14 protein-coding genes are annotated in these 23,146 nt (G+C 60.4%); 4 read left to right on the top strand and 10 right to left on the bottom strand.

The window, feature by feature from the left end:
* Positions 1-176: 176 nt before the first annotated feature.
* Positions 177-3,518 carry a maltose alpha-D-glucosyltransferase gene (gene treS, locus ABH912_RS06190; protein WP_429510080.1) on the top strand — a complete coding sequence of 1,114 codons (3,342 nt, stop codon included), beginning with the start codon at positions 177-179 and terminating at the stop codon, positions 3,516-3,518.
* A gap of 2 nt (positions 3,519-3,520) precedes the next feature.
* Positions 3,521-5,752, top strand: a complete 2,232-nt coding sequence (gene glgB, locus ABH912_RS06185) for a 1,4-alpha-glucan branching protein GlgB (protein WP_429510079.1) — start codon at positions 3,521-3,523, stop codon at positions 5,750-5,752.
* Between the two features lie 64 nt (positions 5,753-5,816).
* On the opposite strand, the gene ABH912_RS06180 is transcribed toward glgB, so the two are convergent.
* The 9 genes from ABH912_RS06180 to glgA all read right to left on the bottom strand — a co-directional run bounded on the left by ABH912_RS06180 (position 5,817) and on the right by glgA (position 20,161).
* The gene (locus ABH912_RS06180) at positions 5,817-6,890 is read right to left on the bottom strand and encodes an autotransporter domain-containing protein (RefSeq protein ID WP_033054722.1); all 1,074 of its coding nucleotides are present in this window, start codon (positions 6,888-6,890) and stop codon (positions 5,817-5,819) included.
* A gap of 431 nt (positions 6,891-7,321) precedes the next feature.
* On the bottom strand, positions 7,322-8,122 hold the full coding sequence (locus ABH912_RS06175) for an endonuclease/exonuclease/phosphatase family protein (protein ID WP_033054724.1): 801 nt from the start codon (positions 8,120-8,122) through the stop codon (positions 7,322-7,324).
* A gap of 259 nt (positions 8,123-8,381) precedes the next feature.
* Positions 8,382-9,140, bottom strand: coding sequence for a PIG-L deacetylase family protein (locus ABH912_RS06170; RefSeq protein WP_033054725.1), 759 nt, complete (start codon positions 9,138-9,140; stop codon positions 8,382-8,384).
* Positions 9,141-9,289: 149 nt separating this feature from the next.
* Positions 9,290-11,449: a glycogen debranching protein GlgX gene (glgX, locus tag ABH912_RS06165; protein WP_429510078.1), complete on the bottom strand. Its 2,160-nt coding sequence runs from the start codon at positions 11,447-11,449 to the stop codon at positions 9,290-9,292.
* A 115-nt stretch (positions 11,450-11,564) separates the two neighbouring features.
* The gene (locus ABH912_RS06160) at positions 11,565-11,882 is read right to left on the bottom strand and encodes a DUF2934 domain-containing protein (protein ID WP_429510077.1); all 318 of its coding nucleotides are present in this window, start codon (positions 11,880-11,882) and stop codon (positions 11,565-11,567) included.
* A 21-nt stretch (positions 11,883-11,903) separates the two neighbouring features.
* Positions 11,904-14,690: a malto-oligosyltrehalose synthase gene (locus ABH912_RS06155; RefSeq protein WP_429510076.1), complete on the bottom strand. Its 2,787-nt coding sequence runs from the start codon at positions 14,688-14,690 to the stop codon at positions 11,904-11,906.
* Complete coding sequence (gene malQ / locus ABH912_RS06150; RefSeq protein WP_429510075.1) at positions 14,687-16,765, bottom strand: 4-alpha-glucanotransferase; 2,079 nt, start codon at positions 16,763-16,765, stop codon at positions 14,687-14,689. Before malQ ends, ABH912_RS06155 begins: the two co-directional genes overlap by 4 nt.
* Positions 16,762-18,561 carry a malto-oligosyltrehalose trehalohydrolase gene (gene treZ / locus ABH912_RS06145; RefSeq protein WP_429510074.1) on the bottom strand — a complete coding sequence of 600 codons (1,800 nt, stop codon included), beginning with the start codon at positions 18,559-18,561 and terminating at the stop codon, positions 16,762-16,764. Before treZ ends, malQ begins: the two co-directional genes overlap by 4 nt.
* A 13-nt stretch (positions 18,562-18,574) precedes the next feature.
* Positions 18,575-20,161, bottom strand: a complete 1,587-nt coding sequence (glgA, locus tag ABH912_RS06140) for a glycogen synthase GlgA (RefSeq protein WP_429510073.1) — start codon at positions 20,159-20,161, stop codon at positions 18,575-18,577.
* Positions 20,162-20,722: 561 nt separating this feature from the next.
* Here glgA and ABH912_RS06135 point away from each other — a divergent pair.
* Together ABH912_RS06135 and nudC are read left to right on the top strand one after the other, a co-directional pair.
* Complete coding sequence (locus ABH912_RS06135; protein ID WP_033054737.1) at positions 20,723-21,535, top strand: crotonase/enoyl-CoA hydratase family protein; 813 nt, start codon at positions 20,723-20,725, stop codon at positions 21,533-21,535.
* 6 nt (positions 21,536-21,541) lie between these two features.
* The gene (gene nudC / locus ABH912_RS06130; RefSeq protein WP_429510071.1) at positions 21,542-22,372 is read left to right on the top strand and encodes an NAD(+) diphosphatase; all 831 of its coding nucleotides are present in this window, start codon (positions 21,542-21,544) and stop codon (positions 22,370-22,372) included.
* Here the strand turns inward: nudC and ABH912_RS06125 are convergent.
* Positions 22,340-23,119, bottom strand: coding sequence for a TSUP family transporter (locus ABH912_RS06125; protein WP_033054740.1), 780 nt, complete (start codon positions 23,117-23,119; stop codon positions 22,340-22,342). The two genes, nudC and ABH912_RS06125, sit on opposite strands and share 33 nt — an antisense overlap.
* Positions 23,120-23,146: the final 27 nt, after the last annotated feature.

The following is a 23,146-nucleotide window of genomic DNA, read 5'->3' as shown; positions in this document are numbered from 1 at the left end:
GGGAGCTTGCTCCCGCTGGGGCGCGTAGCGGCCCCAAGACAGTTTGTCAGTCACATCTCGCTAGCAGATTACGACTGCTTCGCAGCCGAGCGGGACGGTGCGGCGATCCGACAAGCTTCCTCGCCGCAAGTAGGCGTTCGGCTCAGTGGCGATATCGAATTCAACAGGAGTTACAAATGGCGAAGAAACCCAAGGCTGCCACCTTTATCAAGGACCCGCTCTGGTACAAGGATGCGGTGATCTACCAGGTTCACGTTAAGTCTTTTTTCGACTCCAACAACGACGGGATCGGCGACTTTCCCGGCCTTATCGCCAAACTCGATTACATTGCCGACCTGGGTGTCAACACCATTTGGTTGTTGCCGTTCTATCCCTCGCCACGGCGCGATGACGGCTACGACATTGCCGAATACCGTGGGGTGCATCCCGACTACGGCACCATGGCCGACGCCAGGCGGTTCATCGCAGAAGCCCACGAACGTGGCCTGCGGGTGATTACCGAACTGGTCATCAACCACACCTCGGACCAGCACGCCTGGTTCCAGCGCGCGCGCAAGGCCAAAAAAGGCTCGGCGGCACGGGATTTCTACGTCTGGTCCGATGACGATCAAAAGTACGATGGCACTCGCATCATCTTTCTCGACACCGAAAAGTCCAACTGGACCTGGGACCCGGTCGCCGGTCAGTACTTCTGGCACCGTTTCTACTCCCACCAGCCAGACCTGAACTTCGATAACCCGCAAGTCATGAAAGCCGTGCTGTCGGTGATGCGTTACTGGCTGGACATGGGCATCGACGGTCTGCGGCTGGACGCGATTCCGTACCTGATCGAGCGCGACGGCACCAACAACGAAAACCTGCCCGAGACCCACGACGTCCTCAAGCAGATCCGTGCCGAAATCGACGCCAACTATCCGGACCGCATGCTGCTGGCCGAGGCCAACCAATGGCCGGAAGACACGCAGCTGTACTTCGGCGACACCGATGCCAAAGGCCTGAACGGCGACGAATGCCACATGGCGTTCCACTTCCCGCTGATGCCGCGCATGTACATGGCGCTGGCCCAGGAAGACCGTTTCCCGATCACCGACATTCTGCGTCAGACCCCGGAGATCCCGGCTAACTGTCAGTGGGCGATTTTCCTGCGCAACCACGATGAGCTGACCCTGGAAATGGTCACCGACAAGGAACGCGATTACCTGTGGAATTACTACGCGGCCGACCGTCGGGCGCGGATCAACCTGGGCATTCGCCGCCGCTTGGCGCCGTTGATGGAGCGCGACCGTCGTCGTGTGGAGTTGCTGAACAGTTTGCTGCTGTCGATGCCCGGTACGCCGACCCTGTATTACGGCGATGAAATCGGCATGGGTGACAACATCTACCTTGGCGACCGTGACGGTGTGCGCACGCCAATGCAGTGGTCGATTGACCGTAACGGCGGTTTCTCCCGCGCCGATCCGGCCAGCCTGGTGCTGCCACCGATCATGGACCCGCAATACGGTTACCTGTCGGTCAACGTCGAAACCCAGGCCGGCGACCCGCATTCGTTGCTGAACTGGACCCGGCGCATGCTCGCCGTGCGCAAGCAGTCCAAGGCCTTCGGTCGTGGCACCCTGAAAATGCTCTCGCCGAGCAACCGCCGGATCCTGGCCTACACCCGGGAATTCACCGGACCGGACGGCAAGCACGAAATCATTTTGTGCGTGGCCAACGTGTCCCGTAGCGCGCAAGCGGCGGAGCTGGACCTGTCGGCCTACGTCGGCATGGTGCCGGTGGAGATGCTCGGCGGTAACGCCTTCCCGCCGATCGGTCAGTTGAATTTCCTGTTGACCCTGGCGCCTTACGGTTTCTATTGGTTCGCATTGGCGGCGGAAAACCAGATGCCGAGCTGGCACGTGGAACCGGCGCAAAGCCTGCCGGACTTCACCACGCTGGTGTTGAAGAAACGCATGGAAGAACTGCTCGAAGCACCGTCCCGCGACACGCTGGAGCAGGGCATCTTGCCGAACTGGTTGCAGAATCGCCGCTGGTTTGCCGGCAAGGACGCGGCCATCGAGCAGGTCAACATCGCTTACGGCGTGCGCTTCGGCGATCCGCTGCACCCCGTGTTGTTGAGTGAAATCGACGTCACCAGTGGCGGCCAGACCAGCCGCTATCAGTTGCCGTTCGGTTTTATCTCCGAAGATCAGGTGGGTGCTGCGCTGCCTCAGCAACTGGCCTTGTCCCGGGTCCGGCGCGTGCGTCAGGTCGGCTTGATCACTGATGCCTTCAGTCTCGACACCTTTGTGCATGCGGTATTGCAGGGCATGCAAAGTAATACCGTACTGCCCTCCAGTGCGGGCGATATCTGCTTTGAGCCGACGTGGGAACTGGCGAAACTCGGTCTGACCGGTGAATCGGAAGTGCGTTACCTGTCCGCCGAACAGTCCAACAGTTCGGTGGTGATCGGCAACAGCCTGGTGCTGAAACTGATCCGCAAGGTCGCGACTGGCGTGCACCCGGAACTGGAAATGAGCGCGTTCCTGACTCACGCCGGTTTCCGCAATATCTCGCCGCTGCTGGGTTCGGTGGTTCGCCGCGATCCGGCGGGTGAGGACAATCTGCTGATGATTGCTCAGGGCTATTTGAGCAATCAGGGCGACGCCTGGGAATGGACCCAGAACAACCTCGAACGGGCACTGCGCGACGAGCTGGCAGACGCCATGTCCGAGCAGGAGCAACACTACAACGCCTTGGGTGAACTAAAAGACTTCGCCAGCATGCTCGGTCAGCGTCTCGGTGAAATGCACCAAGTGCTGGCGGCGCCCAGCGACAACCCGGACTTCACCCCGAAGGTCACCAGCCAGAAAGATGTCCTGGCCTGCACCAAGGACGTGTCGGCGCAACTGGAGCACGCGCTGAAGTTGCTCAAACAGCATCAAGGCGAATTGAACCCGGCAGACAAAGCCTTGGTCACTCGTTTACTGGACAACAAAAAAGCCATCCTCAGTCATGTTCAGGAGCTGGGCAAAAAAACCGTCGGTGGTCTGCGCATTCGCGTCCACGGCGACTTGCACCTGGGCCAGGTGCTGGTGATCAAGGGCGACGCCTACCTGATCGACTTCGAAGGCGAGCCAGCGCGGCCGCTGCCTGAGCGACGGGGCAAACACAGCCCGTACAAAGATGTCAGTGGCGTATTGCGCTCCTTTGACTACGCTGCGGCGATGGCGATCAACGTGCACAACGTCGACAACACGGCCGATGCCCAAGCCGCTCGTCAGCGTGTCGCTGATCGCTATTTAAATGAAGCAAGACAAGCATTTGTCGACGCTTATCGGCTGGCGGCAGCTAGTCTTGCTCATGCATGGCAAGATCCGGAAGGCGAGGACGCCGCGTTGGCGTTGTTCAGCCTGGAGAAGGCAGCGTATGAAGTGGCCTATGAGGCAGAAAATCGCCCCACATGGTTGCCCGTGCCGTTGCACGGTTTGTATGGGTTATTGAGTGGGCTTAAACCCTTTTCCGATCTTGGTGGAGAGTAGTCATGAGTTTCTCGAACAAGGAACAGGGTCACGCTAAAGAAGCGTTGCTGCCCAGATCGCGGGACATCGACGCATTGGTTCGCGCCGAACATCACGACCCCTTTGCAATTCTTGGCCCCCACGGCGATGGTCATGGTGGGCAATTCATTCGGGCCTATTTACCGGACGCCTTGAGCGTGCAGGTATTGGCCAAGGACTCCGGGGAAGAACTCGGCAACCTTGAGTCTACCCAGACACCGGGCCTGTTCGTCGGGCACTTCGATCGGGCGCAGCCGTATCTGCTGCGAACCCGCTGGGCCGGCGGCGAACAGGTTTCCGAGGACCCTTATAGCTTTGGCCCGTTGCTCGGCGAGATGGACTTGTACCTGTTCGCCGAAGGCAATCACCGCGATCTCAGCGCGTGCCTGGGCGCGCAGCTGAAAACGGTCGACGGTGTCGATGGCGTGCGTTTCGCCGTGTGGGCACCGAACGCCAAAAGGGTCTCGGTGGTGGGTGACTTCAACAACTGGGACGGTCGCCGGCACCCGATGCGCCTGCGTCATCCGACCGGTGTATGGGAAATTTTCGTCCCGCGCATGCAAGCGGGGGAAACGTACAAATACGAAATCCTCGGTTCCCACGGCATTCTGCCGCTCAAGGCTGACCCGATGGCGCTGGCCACCTCGCTGCCGCCGGACACCGCGTCAAAAGTCGCTTCGCCGCTGAACATCGATTGGCAGGATCAGGAGTGGATGCAATCCCGGGGCGACCGTCATCGCCCGAGTGCGCCGCTGTCGATTTACGAACTGCATGCTGGCTCGTGGCAATGTGAGCTGGATGATCTGGGCGAGGTCGCCCGCCAGTACACCTGGCATGAGTTGGCCGAGCGGCTGATTCCTTACGTGAAGGATCTGGGGTTTACCCACATCGAGCTGATGCCGATCATGGAACACCCGTTCGGCGGGTCCTGGGGCTATCAGCTGCTGTCGCAATTTGCCCCGAGCGCCCGTTACGGGTCGCCGGATGACTTCGCCGCGTTCGTCAATGCCTGCCACCAGGCCGACATCGGCGTGATCCTCGACTGGGTGCCGGCGCATTTTCCGACCGATACCCACGGCCTGGCGCAGTTCGACGGCACCGCGCTGTATGAATACGGCAACCCGCAGGAAGGCTTCCATCAGGACTGGGACACGCTGATCTACAACCTGGGCCGCACCGAAGTGCACGGCTACATGCTGGCCTCGGCGCTGCACTGGCTCAAACATTTCCACGTCGACGGCCTGCGGGTCGATGCCGTGGCTTCGATGCTGTATCGCGATTACTCGCGCAAGGCCGGCGAATGGGTGCCAAACCGTCACGGCGGTCGGGAAAACCTCGAAGCCATCGATTTCCTGCGCCATCTCAATGACGTGGTCAACCTCGAAGCCCCTGGCGCGCTGGTGATTGCCGAAGAGTCCACCGCATGGCCGGGTGTCAGCCAGGGCACGCAACAGGGCGGACTGGGTTTCGACTACAAGTGGAACATGGGCTGGATGCACGATTCGCTGCACTACATCCAGCAGGACCCGGTGTACCGCGCCCATCACCACAACGAACTGAGTTTCGGCCTGGTGTATGCCTGGTCCGAGCGCTTTATCCTGCCGATCTCCCACGACGAGGTGGTACACGGCAAGCACTCGCTGATCGACAAGATGCCGGGCGATCGCTGGCAGAAATTCGCCAACCTGCGCGCCTACCTCAGTTTCATGTGGGCACATCCGGGCAAGAAGCTGTTGTTCATGGGTTGCGAGTTTGGTCAGTGGCGTGAGTGGAACCACGATCAGCAACTCGACTGGTACTTGCTGCAGTACTCGGAACACAAAGGTGTGCAGAAACTCGTCGGCGATCTCAATCGGCTGTATCGCGAGGAACCGGCGCTGCATGATCAGGACGACGCGCCGCAAGGCTTCCAGTGGCTGATCGGTGATGATGCAATCAACAGCGTCTACGCCTTCATGCGCTGGAGCAGGGATGGGCGGCCGGTGTTGGTGGTGGCTAACTTTACGCCGGTGCCGCGTGAGGGGTATCGCATCGGCGTACCGTTTGCCGGGCGCTGGACCGAGGTGATCAACAGCGATGCGGCCACTTACGCCGGTTCTAACTATGGCAACAGCGGCGGGGCGTTTACCGAGGAGGAGCCGAGCCATGGCCAGCCCCTCTCGTTGGTATTGAACCTGCCGCCGTTGGCGGTGTTGATGCTGCGTCCGGAGGGCTAGGCTTCTTCTGATACTGATCGTTCCCACGCGCGGAGCGTGGGAACGATCAGGTCTCTTGATATTTCTACCACCGCATCCGCACACCCAAACTCCCAATCAGCCCGTTCAAATCATTGTCATCCACACTACTGCTGTAGTCGGCGCTGACGTAGAGACTCACGGCGGGTGTCACTCTGGCCACCAGGCCCAAACCCACTTCGACGGTCGATGAATAGCGGCTGCTGCTGATCTTCTCGACCTGATCGAGGTTCACGGTATCGCTGGTGTACACCGTGTGCCACAAGTTGGTTCGCACATAGGGTTCGACCCCCAGGCCGTTGATGTCGTAACTACCTTTCAACCGTGCACCGACCCGGCCGCTCCAGGACGTCAGATCGCTGGACGAGGCATTGCCTGACCCGGCATACGGGGTGTCCAGGGTAATGCGTTGATTGATTAACTGTGCCTGGGGTTCCACTACCCAGTGATCGCTAAGACCGATGGGGAAACCACCTTCTACCGACAGCGTCACCGCGCTGCCCTCAGTCGCTTGCCGGGCGCCCTGGTCATTGAGGCTATAGCCGTTGACCCGGCCGCCGCTGGCCGTCAAATCCACGTGCCAGCCTTGGGGCCCGGTCAGGCTCCAGTAGGCGCCGAGGCTCTGGCCTTCGAGGTTGAGGGTGTCGTTGCCGGGGTCAGCAAAGGCGCGACCGGTCAGCAGCCCGTTGCTGTTGCCTTGTAACTGAGTGGTGCCGCCAACCAGTCCGACCCGCTGGGTATTACCGCTACCGCTTTGCAGAGTCAGGATCGCCGGACCTTTGAATTCGCTACTGCCAGGGATAGCAAACCCCTGAGCCAGAACATCGGTTTGCGCCTGCCGCGAGGCCTCTCCATACACCTGATCCCAGGCCGAAGGCGCAGCGTCTTCGATGATCAGGTGCGAAGTTCGTGTATCGGAGGCGGCGTTGAAGCGGCCGGGGTAGGGGGTGGTGAAAGTGACGGCTGGCAAGGTCATGACCGGAACATCCTGACGGTACCAAGGCGTGGTTTCATCTTCTGCAGGCCTTGCCTGTACATCCATGGACGAGCACAGAAGGAGTGAACTCGAGACAGCGCAAAAAGTAACTTTGATCTCTTGTTGGGTGAATGAAGTTTTCATGGCGGTCTACCTTGCAATCGCATGCCGTATCTCGCTCTGGCGTCTCTCTCCTACCCTGAATGAGGGGCGACCGAATGTAGTGGGGCAAGCCTCTGGCCGCCCGATTTCGCGGGAGTCTGGGGGGGTGCCCCGGGTGATATTTCCGGGGGTAGTAACGTGAAGCTAAGAAGAGCGATGCCACTGCGTCAAGAAAATGAACGATGAGCGGTATGGCTAATTTGGCCTATGCAACTAATTGTTTTTTGGCGTTTATCTAAGTTCTTGTTTGTACGAAAAATCATCGCGAAACCCGCGAATCAGAGCCGCTCACCAGCCGACAGCCGGTCTTCGAGCGGCCTTTGTCCAGCTAATTTGCTGACTGATTCTCGCTGTTTATTACTGTCAATAATGAGGCTGAAACCGAACATTCGTTTCGGTTCGTGGTTGAACCGCTACAGATGCACTTCTACCGCCAACGGCAAGTGATCCGACAAATGCGTCCAGGGCTTGTGCCCCAGTATTCGTGGCTCATGACTGCTGGCATTGCGCAGATAAATTCGATCCAGACGCAGCAGCGGGAAGCGCGCCGGATAGGTTTTGGCCGGTCGGCCGTGGTGGCGCTCGAAGGCTTCATGCAGGTAGTCGCGTCGGGCGAGGGCGGTGTTGCCTTGCAGCTGCCAGTCGTTGAAGTCGCCGGCGATAATCACCGGCGCATCGTCGGGTAACGATTCGAGCAGTTGGCACAGTAGCTGGAGCTGCAACTGGCGATGGCTTTCCAACAGACTCAAGTGCACGCAGATCGCATGGACTTCAGTGTGCCCCGGCACATCCAGCACGCAATGCAGCAGGCCGCGGCGTTCGGGGCCGGTGATCGAGACGTCGAGGTTGCGATGTTCGCGGATCGGGTATTTGGATAACAGGGCATTGCCGTGGTGACCGTTGGGGTAGACCGCGTTACGACCGTAGGCGAAGTCGCTCCACATGCTGTCGGCCAGGAACTCATATTGTGAGGTCTGCGGCCAATCGTTGTAGCGAGAGGAATGGCGGTCGTGTTCACCGACGACTTCCTGCAGGAACACCAGGTCCGCCGACGTACTGCGTACCGCTTCACGCAGTTCCGGGAGAATGAAACGTCGGTTGAGTGCGGTAAAACCCTTGTGGGTATTGACTGTCAGCACTCTCAGTCGATGAATCGCCGGGGGCGTATTCAATGGAGATGAGTCGACGGCCTGCCACTTGGAATCACTGGTCACGTTCACTCCTCTGAATCAGGGCTGGTTATGTATGCGACTGATGCAGCGGCGGGCAGTTCAGAGTGATTCGTCACCAGCAGCCTTCACACCAGAATGTAGCAGCTGCCGAGCCTGCGAGGCTGCGTTCGGCTGCGCAGCAGTCGTAAGACCCGGCAATGCGGTGTGTCAGGCAAACTGCATGTTCTGGATGACGACTGCTGCGCAGCCGAACGCAGCCTCGCAGGCTCGACAGCTGCTACAGGCTGCTGCCAGTGCAGCTTCAGACGAAGACAATTTCGTAGGGCAACCGTATCCGCTCAAGAAGCACCGGGGGCAGCAGCGGGGCGAGGCCGATGGCCGGTTCGCCGTCGAGCTGGCTGGCATAGGCGTGGGTAGCGTGGCTTTTGCGCGCGACGGTCCAGGTGTCCAGGCGCACCTTGCGTGCGCGATGCCACGGGATGAGCCCTCGAGCACGCGTCGGCCAGTGCCAGGCCCAGACCGGTACTTCGTTGAATTCCGCACCGACCATTGCTGCTGCCTTGGCGCTAGCCCGGCCGACGGCGTCATGGTCGACAATGCCATCCTCGCGCCAGGTGCTGAACACCACATCCCCGGGGCGTAGATAACGGGCAATGAATTGACTCATCTGAAATTCCCGTTCCGCCAGGGCGTTGTCGGTGAAGCCGCCACGAATCCATTTCAGGCTGTGCATCGGCAGCCCGAGCCGGCGCAAGGCTTCGAGGCTTTCCTGGGGGCGGAAAACGCTCAAGCGCTTCTCCGACCACTGTTGCGAGCCTGGATGGCTGGCGCTGCCGTCGGTAATCGAGATCAATTGTAGGGGATGACCCAGGGCGCTGAGCAATTGCAGCAGGCCGCCGCAGGTCACGACTTCATCGCCAGGGTGTGGGGCAATCACTACCGCGCGTGCGCCGGCGGGGACCAGGGTCTGAGTGCTGATGACAGGGATGTTGTCCAGTTGCGGGGCGCTGTTCCAGATTTGTACTGGAGGGCTGCTTTCACTGATGGAAACCGATTTCATGGCTACGTCCTTGTTCTCGTTGATAGCAATGTGCGGCGCTCCAAACCCTGGATTGCCGCGAGCAGAGTATTGCTCATGTCACGCTATTCGTCGCCTCGATGCTCCATTCAATACGTTTTTTTATCCGGGCTACGCCCTGAAGGCCCACTTCACTCTTCTTCCTCATGCTGCAATTCGAACAGCAGCAGCGAACGACCGGTGACGGAATATTCGTGCCCGAACTCGAAGCGTTCCTGCCCGCGAATCGACGGTTGATTGGTGTCGATCATGCACGTCCAGTGATAGCCGTCAGGCACTTCCGGCAAGGTGAAGTTGACGATGTCGTGGTGCGCGTTGACCACCAGCAACAGGGTCGCGTCACCGCCCTTGCGGCGGATACCGGTTTCCTGGGCACGGCCATCCATCAGCATGCCGAGACAGCGGCCATGGCCTTCTTCCCATTGTTCGGTGGACATTTCGCTGCCATCCGGCGCGAGCCAGGTGACGTCCTTGACGCCGATGTCCTCGTTGTAATTGCCCACCAGGAACCGGCCGCGACGCAGGATCGGGTAGGTCAGGCGCAACTTGATCAGGCGTTTAACAAACTTGAGCAGGGCCTTGCCGTCTTCGCCCAGGTCCCAATTGACCCAACCGATCTCGCTGTCCTGGCAATAGGCGTTGTTGTTGCCTTCCTGTGTGCGGGCGAATTCGTCGCCGGCCACCAGCATCGGCGTGCCTTGGGACAGCAGCAGCGTGGCAAAGAAATTGCGCATCTGCCGCTGGCGCAGCTCATTGATTTCGGGATCGTCGGTCGGGCCTTCGACGCCGTGGTTCCAGGACAGGTTATTGTTGCTGCCGTCCTGATTGTTCTCGTCGTTGGCTTCGTTGTGCTTGTCGTTGTACGACACCAGGTCGTTGAGGGTGAAACCGTCGTGGGCGGTGACGAAGTTCACCGAGGCGTATGGCCGCCGACCACGCTGATTGAACATCTCGCCGGAGGCTGTCATGCGACTGGCGAAGTCCGCCAGTTGGCCGTCGTCGCCTTTCCAGAACGCACGCACGGTGTCGCGGAATTTGTCATTCCACTCGACCCAGCCTGGCGGAAAGTTACCGACCTGATAGCCACCGGGGCCGCAATCCCAGGCTTCTGCAATCATCTTCACCTGGCGCAGCACCGGGTCCTGACGGCAGGCCACCAGGAAGCTGTGACGTTCGTCGAAGCCATCGTGGTAGCGCCCGAGAATGGTCGCCAGGTCGAAGCGAAAACCGTCCACGTGCATTTCCGAAGCCCAGTAGCGCAGGGAGTCAGTGACCATTTGCAGCACGCACGGGTGACTCAGGTCGAGGGTGTTACCGGTACCGGAATCGTTGATGTAGTAGCGCTTGTCGTCGGGCATCAGGCGGTAGTAAGAGGCGTTGTCGATGCCACGCATGGACAGGGTCGGGCCTTGTTCGTTGCCCTCGGCGGTGTGGTTGTAGACCACGTCGAGGATCACTTCAAGATTGGCTTCGTGCAGGTGCGCGACCATCTCCTTGAACTCGGCGATTTTGCCGCTGGCCAGGTAACGCGGGTCGGGGGCGAAGAACGCGATGCTGTTGTAGCCCCAGTAATTGGTCATGCCTTTGTGCAATAGATGCTGGTCGTTGACGAAGGCATGAATCGGCAGCAATTCAACCGTCGACACGCCGAGCTTGCGGATGTGTTCCAGCACATCATCGACCATCAACCCGGCGCAGGTGCCGCGCACGTTCTCGGGGACGGAGGGGTGACGCATGCTGATGCCGCGCAGGTGGGTTTCATAAATGATCGTCTTGTCCCACGGGATGCTGACCCGTTGATCATTGCCCCAGGTATGGGCCGGGTCGATCACCTTGCACTTGGGCACGAACGGCGCACTGTCGCGCTCATCAAAACTGAGGTCGGCGTCGGGGTGGCCGATGGTGTAGCCGAACAGGGCTTCGGACCATTTCAACTGGCCGACCAGTTGTTTGGCGTAGGGGTCGATCAGCAGTTTGTTGTGATTGAAACGATGACCGTTGGCCGGGTCGTATGCGCCGTAGACACGGTAGCCGTAGATCATCCCGGGATGCGCGTCGGGCAGGTAGCCGTGGTAGATCTCGTCGGTGTATTCCGGCAGTTCGATGCGTTCCAGTTCGACCTCGCCGGCATCATCGAAGATGCACAGCTCGACCTTGGTGGCATTGGCGGAAAACAAGGCAAAGTTGACCCCCAGGCCATCCCAGGTCGCGCCCAGCGGGAAGGGCAAGCCTTCACGGATTCGCGAGGCCTCGGCTTGAGGTTCTGGCGCGGCTTTCTTCGGACTGGTCATAGGTGCTCCTGCAAAAAGGGGGACAGTTCTTGGCTCTGGTTTTTTTTGAGGGCGAGCGAGCCCTCGGTGGCGAGAAAACCCGCCACGAGGTCAATCAGGTTATAGGTGAGAGGCGTCAGACAGCGGGCGGTTTACGCGCTGCCCGAGGCTTTTTCTCGTTGGCTTTTTCGCCCGGCGGGATGACCTTGGAGGCAGCGGCGGGCTTGGCTTTGGCTTTTGGCACCGCTGCCTTGCCATTGGCTTTGCTGGCAGGGGCCTTGGTGCCGGCGGTTTTGCTGCCAGGCGCTTTTGGCGACTTGCTCGGTGCCAGGGCTTCGGCTTCAGCCAGTTTGCGGGCCATCTCCCAATGGCGAGCGTCCTGGCCCTCGGGTTTTCCTTCCGATTCCCAGATTTGATAGGCGAATTCGCGAATGCGTTTATCGTTGATACTCATCGCAATGCTCCTGAACTGAACTCAAGTATGGGTAGTTTGGATAAAAAGATTGATCGGGAAATCCACTAGCGCGTCGCTGATGTTCAGCTCCCTTTGGTGTGTGACTGTGGTGCTTGAAAAAAGTCCCTTCAAATGTTCATCAGGGGCGGTGAACGGTAATTTGATCCGTGTATCGCCCCACAGCGGCGCGTCAATCCGGGGTTCGGCACTGTTTTTCAGCAGTTCGGCGCAGCGTATCGGTACGATCACGATGGCGCGTTTTCCTTCCAGCGAGCGAGCAAATGCCAGCACTCGGTGAGCCTGGCTGCCGACGACTTCAAGGGCTTGATACGTCCCTCGCCGAAACAGCTCGGTGTGCTCGAGCCGCAGGTTCAACACCTGTGCGATCAGCGCTTGTTTAATGCGCCCGTTGCGCCAGTCAGCCAACAATTTTGGCAGCTGTAATGGCGTCTGCATCGATTGCTGACGGCTGGCGTAATCCACCGGCCGGCGGTTGTCTGGATCGACCAGCGAGAAGTCCCAGTACTCGTTGCCCTGATAAAGGTCCGGCACCCCCGGCACGGTCATGCGCAGCAAGGTTTGCGCCAACCCATTGAGTGCGCCTGGGACGGCGATGCTGTTGGCTGCGTTGCCGAGGGCAGCGCGTAGCGGTTCACCTTCGGGGCTCAGAAGCAGACGTTGCAGGAATTGCTGAACGGCTTGTTCGTAAGCCTCGTTCGGCGCGCTCCAGCTGCTTTGCAACTTGGCTTCGCGCAAGGCTTTCTGTTGCCACTGCCACACACGTTGAGTGTAGTTCTCCAAGGCTGTCTGATCGTCACTGCGCAAATCGAACGGCCAGCTGCCGAGGAGCGCTTGATAGAGGATCAACTCATCGCCCGCAGTCGGCATCTGGTCGTCGTCGCGCAGGGGGCGGGCGAGGGCCTGCCAGAGCGGGACTTGCTCGGCGTACCAGGCACTGCGTTCGCTCAGCACCGCCAGGCGTGCGCGGGTATCTTCGCCGCGTTTGTGGTCGTGGGTCGCGGTGGCCAGCAAATTATCGGGGAACTCGTATAGACGGTTGACGCAAGCCGCATGGAAGTCGGCCAACGGAGCACTGAACTGCTCGGTGCTGAAGCCCACGTCATTGCGCGACAACAACGTCGCTGAGCGATAGAACGCGGTGTCCTCCACAGCCTTCGCTGCCGCTGGCGACGTCAGTTGCTGAAAACGCACGCAGGCATGCTTGAGCATCTTGCGTGGCCGGCCCAACGGGCGTTTACGCCATGATTCACCCCCCAGCCAGTTGGCCAGGCAATCAAGCACCGGCCAGTCGGCCTCACCGAGGGTAAGCCTGGCACCGTCCATGGCTTGCTGGAAAAACACATCGTCTTCAGCGGAACGCCCGCGGGGGCTGATGTAGGTGCGGTACACCGGGAAATGCACGATCAGTTCCTGCAACGCGCGACGAATCGCACCCAGGGTCAGATCGCGGGTCATCAGGTCATCCCGGGCCACTTGCAACAGGGCCTGGGCGACGCTTTCGAAGTCTCCGGCGAGGGAGCCGTTGAGGATCTGCTGACGGGCCAGTTGCGCTTCCTGACGGAAATCGGCGGGCCGTTCGCTGTAACGATTCCACAGTTCGCCCAAGGTGTCGGCGCCTTCCGGAGCGTGTTGCAGCAGCGACAGCTGATTCATGAACTCGTAACCGGTGGTGCCATCCACCGACCAGTCACGGTGCAGGGTTTCACCTTCGCCGAGGATCTTCTCGACGTAGATCGGCAGGTGCCGATCCGGTGACAGGCTGTCGACTCGCCGCCGCAATTTGCGGCAGTAGCCCCGAGGGTCAGCGAGACCGTCGATGTGGTCGATGCGCAGACCGTCCACCAGGCCTTCGGCCACCAGCTCGAAGATTTTCGCGTGGGTGGCTTCGAACACGGCCGGGCGCTCGACCCGCAGGCCGCCCAGTTCGTTGACATCGAAAAAACGCCGCCAGTTGATGTCATCTGCCGCGGTGCGCCAACTGGCCAGGCGATAGCTTTGGTGTTCAAGCAACTGGTGCAGGCGCTGGAAACCTTCGGCGGTGAGCGAGTCGTAAGCGCTGAGGTTTTGCTGGATGGCTTGCAGAATTGCCGGATCATTGGCCAGTTCACGCAGCTCCGCTTTCAGCGGCATCGCGAGACTGTGGGCGTCGGTCTGGTAGCTCAAGGTGCTGAAGCGGTCTGCCAACGACTTGAGCGATTCGGCGCTCAGCGGGTCATCGGTTCTGAGCAGTTCGCCGTAATGGGTCGGGCAGATCGGGAAGTGATGCTCATAGTGCTCGACATAAAACGCGCCTTTTTGCGCATCGAAGCGCAGGGGCAGGGTGCCGTCCTGCAAGGCGATGCCGTAGTCGCTGCCAAGGAAGGGCAGCAGCAACTGGCCTTCCATCAACGGGTCGGGCGAATGCCACTGGATGTCGAAGAACTCGCCGTAAGGGCTCAGGCGTCCCCATTCCAGCAAGTCCTGCCACCAGGGATTATCGCCACCGCCGACGGCCATGTGGTTGGAGACGATGTCGAGGATCAGTCCCATGTGCTGCTTGCGCAATGCACTGACCAAACGCCGTAGCGCCGCTTCGCCGCCCAGCTCCGGGTTGACCGTGCTCGGGTCCACGACGTCGTAGCCATGCATGGAACCGGCGCGGGCACTCAGCAGGGGTGAGGCATAGACATGGCTGATGCCGAGGCTGGCGAAATACGGCACCAGCGGCACCGCATCGTCCAGCGTGAAGTCTTTATGAAACTGCAGCCGCAGGGTTGCCCGCAGCGGTTGGATAAGCGTTTGCTTCATTGGTCACGCTCGGCCGCCTGAAGTCGCGCACAGGCGAGCAGTTCCAGGCGCCGGGCGGCGTCCGGGTCATCGAGCAAGGCTTCACTGTCGCCGGGCAAGCGTCGGGACCAGTTGGGGTGCGTGTCGGTGGTGCCGGGCAAGTTGGCCTGCTGCTCGATGCCCAGGGCATCTTCCAGCGGCAGCAACACCAGCGGCGCACGGGTATGGCCGAGGAAACGTATGGCGGCGTCGAGTACCTGATCGGTTTCATGGGACTCTTCGCGAAAGTTCTGCGGGTCCTCGCTCAACACCCGGCGCAGGCCTTCACGCTCGCGTTCACGGTGGTGACGCCATTCGATTTCACCCGGAGCGTCGACCAGACCCAGTCGGGCATTCCAGTCGATATCGTGGCCATGCCACCAACCATTGAGCGTTGGCAGGTCATGGGTGCTGGTGGTCGCGAGGGCATTGTCCGGCCAGTCGAGAATCGGTTTGAAGTGCGTGTTGTCCTGTTCGAACAGCAGCACACGCATGCCGAGGATCGAGCGGGCAATGAGCTTTTCTCGCAGACCATCCGCGACGGTGCCGAGGTCTTCACCGAGGACGATGGCCTGATGTCGATGGGACTCAAGGGTCAGCAAGCGCAGCAGGTCGTCCACCGGGTAATAGAGGTAGGCGCCGTCGGCGGGTGACGCACCATTGGGGATCACCCACAGCCGTTGCAGGCCCATGACGTGATCGATGCGCAGGCCACCGGCGTGGGCAAAATTGGCGCGGAGCATTTCGATGAAGGCACGAAAGCCATTGCGTACCAGACCTTCGGGCGAGAACGCGGAAATCCCCCAGCCCTGACCGGTGCGGTTAAGGATGTCGGGTGGTGCACCCACGGTCAGCGAGGCGAGTAATTCGTCCTGACGACTCCAGGCCTGACTGCCACCGCCATCGGCACCCACGGCGAGATCGGCGATCAGGCCAATCCTCATGCCGGCGCTGCGGGCGGCGGTTTGTGCGCGTTCCAGGCAGCGGGTGATCAGCCATTGGCAGAAGGCAAAGAAGCCGATGCGTCCGGCGTTCTCTTCGGCGAATTCGGCCAGGGCCGCACTGCGCGGGTTTTGCCATTGCTCGGGCCAGTGCCGCCAGTCGAGACTTTCACCCTTGGCGGCGCGGGACTCTTGAATGGCTTCGAAGCGGCAGTGGTTTTCCAGGGCTTCGCCAGCGGCGTGGCGGAAGCTGCTGAAGTCGGCATGCAACGGGTGTTCGCCCTGGACAAAGCCTTCGTACAACGCCTGCAACAGGCGATGTTTGGCTTCGGCCGCTACCGGCCAATCAACCAACGGCAAGGCTTCAAGGTGCTTGAGTTCTGCCGCCAGGCCGGTGGCATCAATCGCGGTCCGTAATGCTCGATCACCCAGGATCGCGCCCGGTGCGGCGTACAGACTGTTGAGAAACAAGCGGCTGGACGGCGAATACGGGCTGTAACGCTCGGTGTCGCTGCCGAACATCGCATGCAGCGGACTGATCGCCAACGCTTCGGCGCCACGTTCGCCGGCCACCCGGGCCAGGTCTTCGAGTGCCTGGGTATCGCCGAAACCGCCATCGCCCGGACGACGCAGCGAGTACAACTGCACGCTCAGGCCCCAGGTGCGGGGGATCGGACTGTCGACGGCATCGCCGACGCTGTAGCAGCGTGTCGGTGCAACGGCCAAGGTAAATGCCTGCCCGTCGATGCTGACGTGTTGATAACCGACTGGGATCAGGCCGGGCAGGATCGCCTGGGCATCCAGTTTTAAATGAAGTCGCGAGCCATCTTCAAGGTGGACCTCGCACGGTGTTTCGGGCTCAAAGTAATGCGCCAGGCTCAGGCCGACACCGAAGTCTGCGGTCAGCAGCGGCGGCAGGTGTCGGGTCTGTTGCACCTGTTGCAGTTCCAGCAGGCTGGCGTCAATTTCCTGGGCGGTGCCGGCCGGGTGGCCGAGTCCGATGAGGACGTTGCGTAACACCGATGGAGCGACTTTCTGTGGACGGCCGTTAGCGTCGATCCAGTCGACAGCCAGGCCAGCTCGGCTGGCCAGTATTTCCAGTTGCGTATCGCTCATTGGCGCTCTCCATCCGGGGGTAGCAAAGGGGCTGCGGCCGTGAGGCTGACTAGCGCGCAATGCGGGGCAAGTGTGCCCTTATCCAACAGACCGGCTGACTGTGGCGGGTATTCGAACAACAACAACGAAACGTCGGTCTGTGGGGAGTGGACCACTGGCGTGTCGCTGAGGTTCAGGTCAATGCGCAGCTGACTGCCATCGCCCAGTCGCCAGCGCGCCGTTACCGCGCCGGTGGCCAGCACCTCGGCACCCAATGCTTGAGCACCGGGCAGACGGGGAATGATCTGCTGATGGCGGATCTGCAACAGTTGGCGATACAGATCATGCATGGCGGACTGTGGGGTTGATCTCAGCTCGGGGCGTGAAGCCTCAAAGGTCTGGCGCGCGTTAGGGTCGGGAATTCGCTCGCGTGTGTGCGGATCAGCAAACGCGCTGAACGCTGCAAACTCGTTACGTCGTCCCTCGCGGACCAGTTCCGCGAGTTCACCGTGATGGCTGGTGAAGAACAGGAACGGTTGCTCGGCGGCGAACTCGTCGCCCATGAACATCAGCGGGATCATCGGTGACAACAGCAGTAATGCGGTGGCTGCCTTGAGCGCATCGGGGTGGGCCAGTTGATGCAATCGTTCGCCCAAGGCGCGGTTGCCGATCTGGTCGTGGTTTTGCAAAAACAGCACGAAAGCACTGGGCGGCAAGTGACCGCTGGGCTCGCCACGGGTTGTACCGTGACGGGTCACGTGGCCCTGAAACACAAAGCCCTGGCTCAGGCAGCGCGCCAGTTGCTCGGTGGGGTTTTGCGCATAGTCGGCGTAATAGGCGTCGGTTTCGCCGGTCAGCAGCACGTGCAAGGCATTGTGGCCGTCGTCGTTCCACTGCGCGTCGAAGCCTTGTTCCAGCAGACTGGCCTGGTTGTGTTCGTTCTCTACCGTCAGCCAGACATGACGCGCCGGGTCGATTTGCTGGCGAACCTTTTTTGCCAGTTCCTGAAGAAAGTCAGGGTCTTCGATGGCGTGCACCGCGTCCAGGCGCAAGCCATCGAAGCGGTACTCCAGCAACCACATCAGCGCATTGTCGATGAAGAAGTCCCGCACCTCGCGCCGCCGGAAGTCGATGGCCGCACCCCACGGGGTGTGCTTGTCTTCGCGGAAGAAGGCCTTGGCGTAGCGATGCAGGTAATTGCCGTCCGGGCCGAAGTGGTTGTAGACCACGTCGAGAATCACCGCCAGGCCATGGCCGTGGGCGGTGTCGATCAGGTGTTTGAGTTGTTCGGGAGTGCCGTAGGACGCTTGGGGCGCGTAGGGCAGAACCCCGTCGTAGCCCCAATTGCGATCACCGGGGAACTGCGCCAGCGGCATCAATTCGATCGCACTGATGCCCAGCTCCACGAGGCGCGCCAGGTGCTGCTCGACTTCGCTGAAGCCGCCGAGCGCACCGACGTGCAATTCGTAGATCACCGCCTCATTCCACGGCCGTCCGAACCAGGTGCTGTGTCGCCATTGATACGCAAGTGGGTCGACCACCACGCTGTGGCGGTCGATATCACCGGCCTGCGCGCGGGAGGCCGGGTCGGGCACCTCCAGCTCGCCGTCGATGTTGTAGCGATAACGCGTGCCAGCGGGGCAGCGGGTGTTGATCACGAACCAGCCATCTGCCTGGGGCAGGAGTGGCAAGGACTGTCCATCTTCCAGTTCGACACTGACGTAAAACGCATCTGGCGCCCACAAGGCAAAACGCGTGTGTTCTGCGTCCAGCATGATTGCGCCGTGGGGCCAGGTCTCAAGGGTCCGTAACGGCATCTATGAAAACCTCTTAATGTTTGCCCGATTTACCCAGCGCTTTGGCCACCAGTTTTTCGTAGAGTTCGGCGTACGGTTCGACCGCCTTGCACCAGTTGAAAGGCGCGGCCATGGCACGGCAACGCATGGCGTTGAGCAGATCGGGGAAGGCAAAAACCTTGAAAGCCCGGCTCAGGGCTTCCTCGTAACTTTCAGCTGTGGATTCGTCGAACAGGAAACCGGTCACGCCGTTTTCAATGGTGTCGGCCAAACCCCCGGTGTTGCGTGCCACCGGCAACGAACCGAAGCGCTGGGCGTACATCTGGCTCAGCCCGCAAGGTTCGTAACGCGAAGGCATCAGCAGGAAATCACTGCCGGCGAACATGCGACGGGCGTCGGTTTCGTTGAAACCGATGCGCACGCCGATCTGGCCTGGGAAGCGCACGGCCAGTTCACGCATGGCTTGTTCTTCTTCCGGCTCGCCACGACCGATGATCGCGATCTGCCCGCCAGAGTTGACGATGTACTCGGAGACGGCCTCGGTCAGGTCCAGGCCTTTCTGATAGACCAGTCGCGAAACCACGGCGAACAGCGGACCTTCGCTGTCGTCCAGGCCGAACAGCTCACGCACGTGGGCGGCGTTGACCGCTTTGCCTTCCCAATCGCCAATTTTGAAGGGGCAGAACAGGTGCGGGTCGGTGGCGGCGTCCCAGCTTTCATCGATGCCATTGGGAATACCACTGAGCAGACCTTGCTGGGTCTTGGCGGCAAGAAAACCGTCGAGACCGCAGCCGAAGGCCGGGGTGGTGATTTCCTGGGCATAGGTGGCGCTGACGGTGGTGATGTGGCTCGAATAAGCCATGCCGGCCTTGAGGAACGACATCTTGCCGTAGAACTCCATGCCTTCCTGTTGCAAGGCATGCGTGGGAATACCCAGTTCCGGGCACGACCCAAGACTGGTCACGCCCTGGTAGGCGAGGTTATGAATGGTGAACAGCGTCGGGGTACGCTGTCCACGCCAGTGCATGTAAGCGGGTGCCAGACCGGCAGGCCAGTCATGGGCGTGCACCAGGTCCGGGCACCAGTGAATTTGTGCAAGGTTGGCGGCGATGTCGGCGGCTGCCAGGCCCAGGCGGGCAAAGCGGATGTGGTTATCCGGCCAGTCGCGGCCGTTGTTGGCACCGTAAGGCGAACCCTCGCGCTCATAGAGCTCGGGGCAGATCAACACGTAAATGACCAGACCGTCAGGCATGTCCATGCGCCCGATCTTGCAGGGGGGCAACGCGGCGTGACCGCCGAGCTCACCAATGATATGAATCGGGTTTTCGCTGTGCAGCACTTGCGGGTAACCGGGGATCAACACTCGCACATCGTGCAAGTGAGCCATGGCTCGCGGCAGCGCTGCGGAAACGTCGCCCAGACCACCGGTTTTCACCAGATCGGCGATCTCCGAGGTGACGAACAGCACTTTCTTCTTGTTGGGATTCTGACTGGCCACCGGTGTCAGCGTCTTGGTGCTCGGGACGCTGATCGATTGGTGACTGGGGGCGCCCACGGCGCTTGTTTCGCCGACCTGCTGATGAGCACGTTCTCCCTGAATATCTAAAGCCGCACTGATCATATGAATCTCCCGTGTTGTTGATCTAATTCTAGGTCTGGCACAAACGGTGTTTCGTGGCCAATTCCTGTGGCCGGGCGCAAACGCGCTACGCATCGGTGAGCAAGCGCTGCCAATACGATGAAGCAGAATGGCTGTAGTGATCGTTGCAAGGATTGCACCAGTCGCAACGCCCCTCCTTTTAAGCTGACCCGTCACGACCGGCAAAAGTTTCGACTTTCTTTCCACTTTATGACCGACTGGTTTTGCCTCGCGGAACTGAGTCTAGGCCAGAACTTAGAGCGGGGGAGACCATATGGCAAAATTGTTCGACAATCGGTTTAAAGAGGTACGGACGTACCGCTTGGAGGGATAAACGCACCGACGAAGGGCATGTTTTTTTAGCGTTTTGCCTCAAAAAAAAGTCGAGATGTCACATGAATGTGCGAAGCGCGGCAAGGCTTATGCACCGTTGTGGTGCGCGACAGTCAGTCCCGTCTTTGGCCGAACCGCTGCCTTACGGTGCGCCTTGATGCCTTGTTATAGTCCGGACCTCATTTTCTGCCCGGTAAAAGGATCACTGCCATGTCTCAGTACACTGCGTTCACCGTCGAACTGGCCGATAAAATCGCCCATGTGCAGATCAACCGGCCGGAAAAGATCAATTCGATGAATGCCGCGTTCTGGAGCGAGATCATCGAGATTTTCCAATGGATCGACGACACCGACGAAGTCCGGGTGGTGGTACTCAGTGGTGCGGGCAAGCATTTTTCTTCTGGTATCGACTTGATGATGCTGGCCGGCGTGGCCAATGAATTGGGCAAGGACGTGGGTCGCAACGCGCGCCTGCTGCGCCGCAAGATTCTCGCCTTGCAAGCGTCTTTCAATGCCGTCGACAATTGCCGCAAGCCGGTGCTGGCGGCGGTTCAGGGTTATTGCCTGGGCGGCGCGATTGATTTGATTTCGGCTTGCGACATGCGTTACGCCGCTGAAGACGCGCAATTCTCGATCAAGGAAATCGACATCGGCATGGCCGCCGACGTTGGCACTTTGCAACGCTTGCCGCGGATCATCGGTGACGGCATGCTGCGTGAACTGGCTTACACTGGTCGCACGTTCGGTGCCGAAGAAGCGCGTGGCATGGGCCTGGTCAATCGCGTCTACAGCGACACCGCCAGCCTGCTCGACGGTGTCATGGGCATTGCCCGCGAGATCGCCGGCAAGTCGCCGATTGCGATCACCGGCACCAAAGAGATGATCAGCTACATGCGCGACCATCGCATCGATGACGGCCTCGAATACGTCGCCACCTGGAACGCCGCCATGCTGCAATCCACCGATCTGCGCGTGGCCATGGCCGCCCATATGAGCAAACAGAAACCCGAATTTCTGGACTGATTAAAAATGACTTCACGCTGGACCACTGCAGTACTGGACACCGATCAACCCGGCGGCTGGGCCGTGGCGCGCAGCCCCGAAGGTTTCCTGTTCGATGACAATGGCGCGCTGTTCCCGCGCGAATGGCTCAAGCGCCAGGACCTGTCGATCCTCGCCGAACATGGCATCGGTCACCTGGACGGTGAGCCGGTCTATTTACTGGAGCTGCGCAGTCACAGCGACGTGCCGGGCTGCAACTGGAAAGGCCTGCGGGCGTTCATGCTCGAAGGCGACCATACGCTCTACAAGGTGCTCGGTTATGCCGCGCAAATCGGCACCTGGGCCCGCGAACACCGCTTTTGCGGTAACTGCGGGCAGGCGATGACCCAGGTGATCCGGGAACGGGCGATGTATTGCGAACCGTGCGATTTACGCAGCTACCCGCGCATTTCGCCGAGCATGATCGTGCTGGTGACCCGGGGCGATGAAGTCCTGCTGGCGCGTTCGCCACGCTTTGTCGCCGGGGTCTACAGCACATTGGCGGGGTTTGCCGAGCCGGGCGAGTCGGCCGAAGACTGCCTGATTCGCGAAGTCCGCGAAGAAGTGCAGATCGAGGTCAAGAACATCCAGTACATGGGCAGCCAGTGCTGGCCGTTCCCGCATTCGATGATGCTGGGTTTCCATGCCGAATACGCCGGCGGTGAGATCGTGTGTCAGGAAGACGAGATCGAAGACGCCCAGTGGTTCAACGTTCATGAGCTGCCGCCGTTGCCGGCGTCACGCTCGATTGCCCGTTACCTGATCGACGTCTATGTGGCGCGGCGCTTAGGCCACGCTGAACCAGTGTTGCCAGGCTAACCGCACGGTCAAGCCCAGCACCACGGTGATGAACACCGGGCGAATGAACTTCGCACCGCCGCTGATGGCGGTGCGAGCCCCGAAGAACGCCCCGATCATCACCGACAGGCCCATGCTCAGGCCGATGATCCAGTCCACCTGCCCGGAAAACACGAACACCGACAGTGCCGCAATGTTGCTGACGAAGTTCATGCTGCGCGCCACGCCGCTGGCCTTCACCAGGTCGATGGGGTACATCAGCATCGTGCTGACGGTCCAGAACGCACCCGTGCCGGGACCGGCCACGCCGTCGTAAAACCCGAGGCCGAAGCCTTGGGTTGATTGCCACTTCTTCTTGATCGGTGCGTCGCTGTCCAGCGGCGCTTTCGGCGTGCCGCCAAACAACAGATAGACGCCGCAGCCGAAAACGATCACCGGGAGCATCTTGTTCAGCCATTCCGCCGGCAGGTAGTGAGCGACCACAGCCCCGGTCAGCGCGCCCACCAGCGTGCCGACAATGGCGTGCATCCACTGTTTTGGATGGAACAGCTTGCGCCGGTAGAAGGTGAAACTGGCCGTGGCCGAGCCGAACGTCGAACTGAGTTTGTTGGTGCCCAGCACCAGGTGTGGTGGCAGGCCTGCGGTCAGCAGCGCCGGGGTGGTCAACAGACCGCCGCCGCCGGCAATGGCGTCGATGAAACCGGCAATGAAAGCGACGAGGGCCAGAATGGCCAGGGTGGTGAGGTCAACACTGAGTTCGAAAGGCATGGAATCGGCTTATTCGGCGGGGCGCAG

Source organism: Pseudomonas sp. BT76 TE3572 (genome assembly GCF_050435365.1).
Taxonomy (GTDB): Bacteria; Pseudomonadota; Gammaproteobacteria; order Pseudomonadales; family Pseudomonadaceae; genus Aquipseudomonas; species Aquipseudomonas fluorescens_W.
This window is presented reverse-complemented; position numbering and strand designations above follow the sequence as displayed.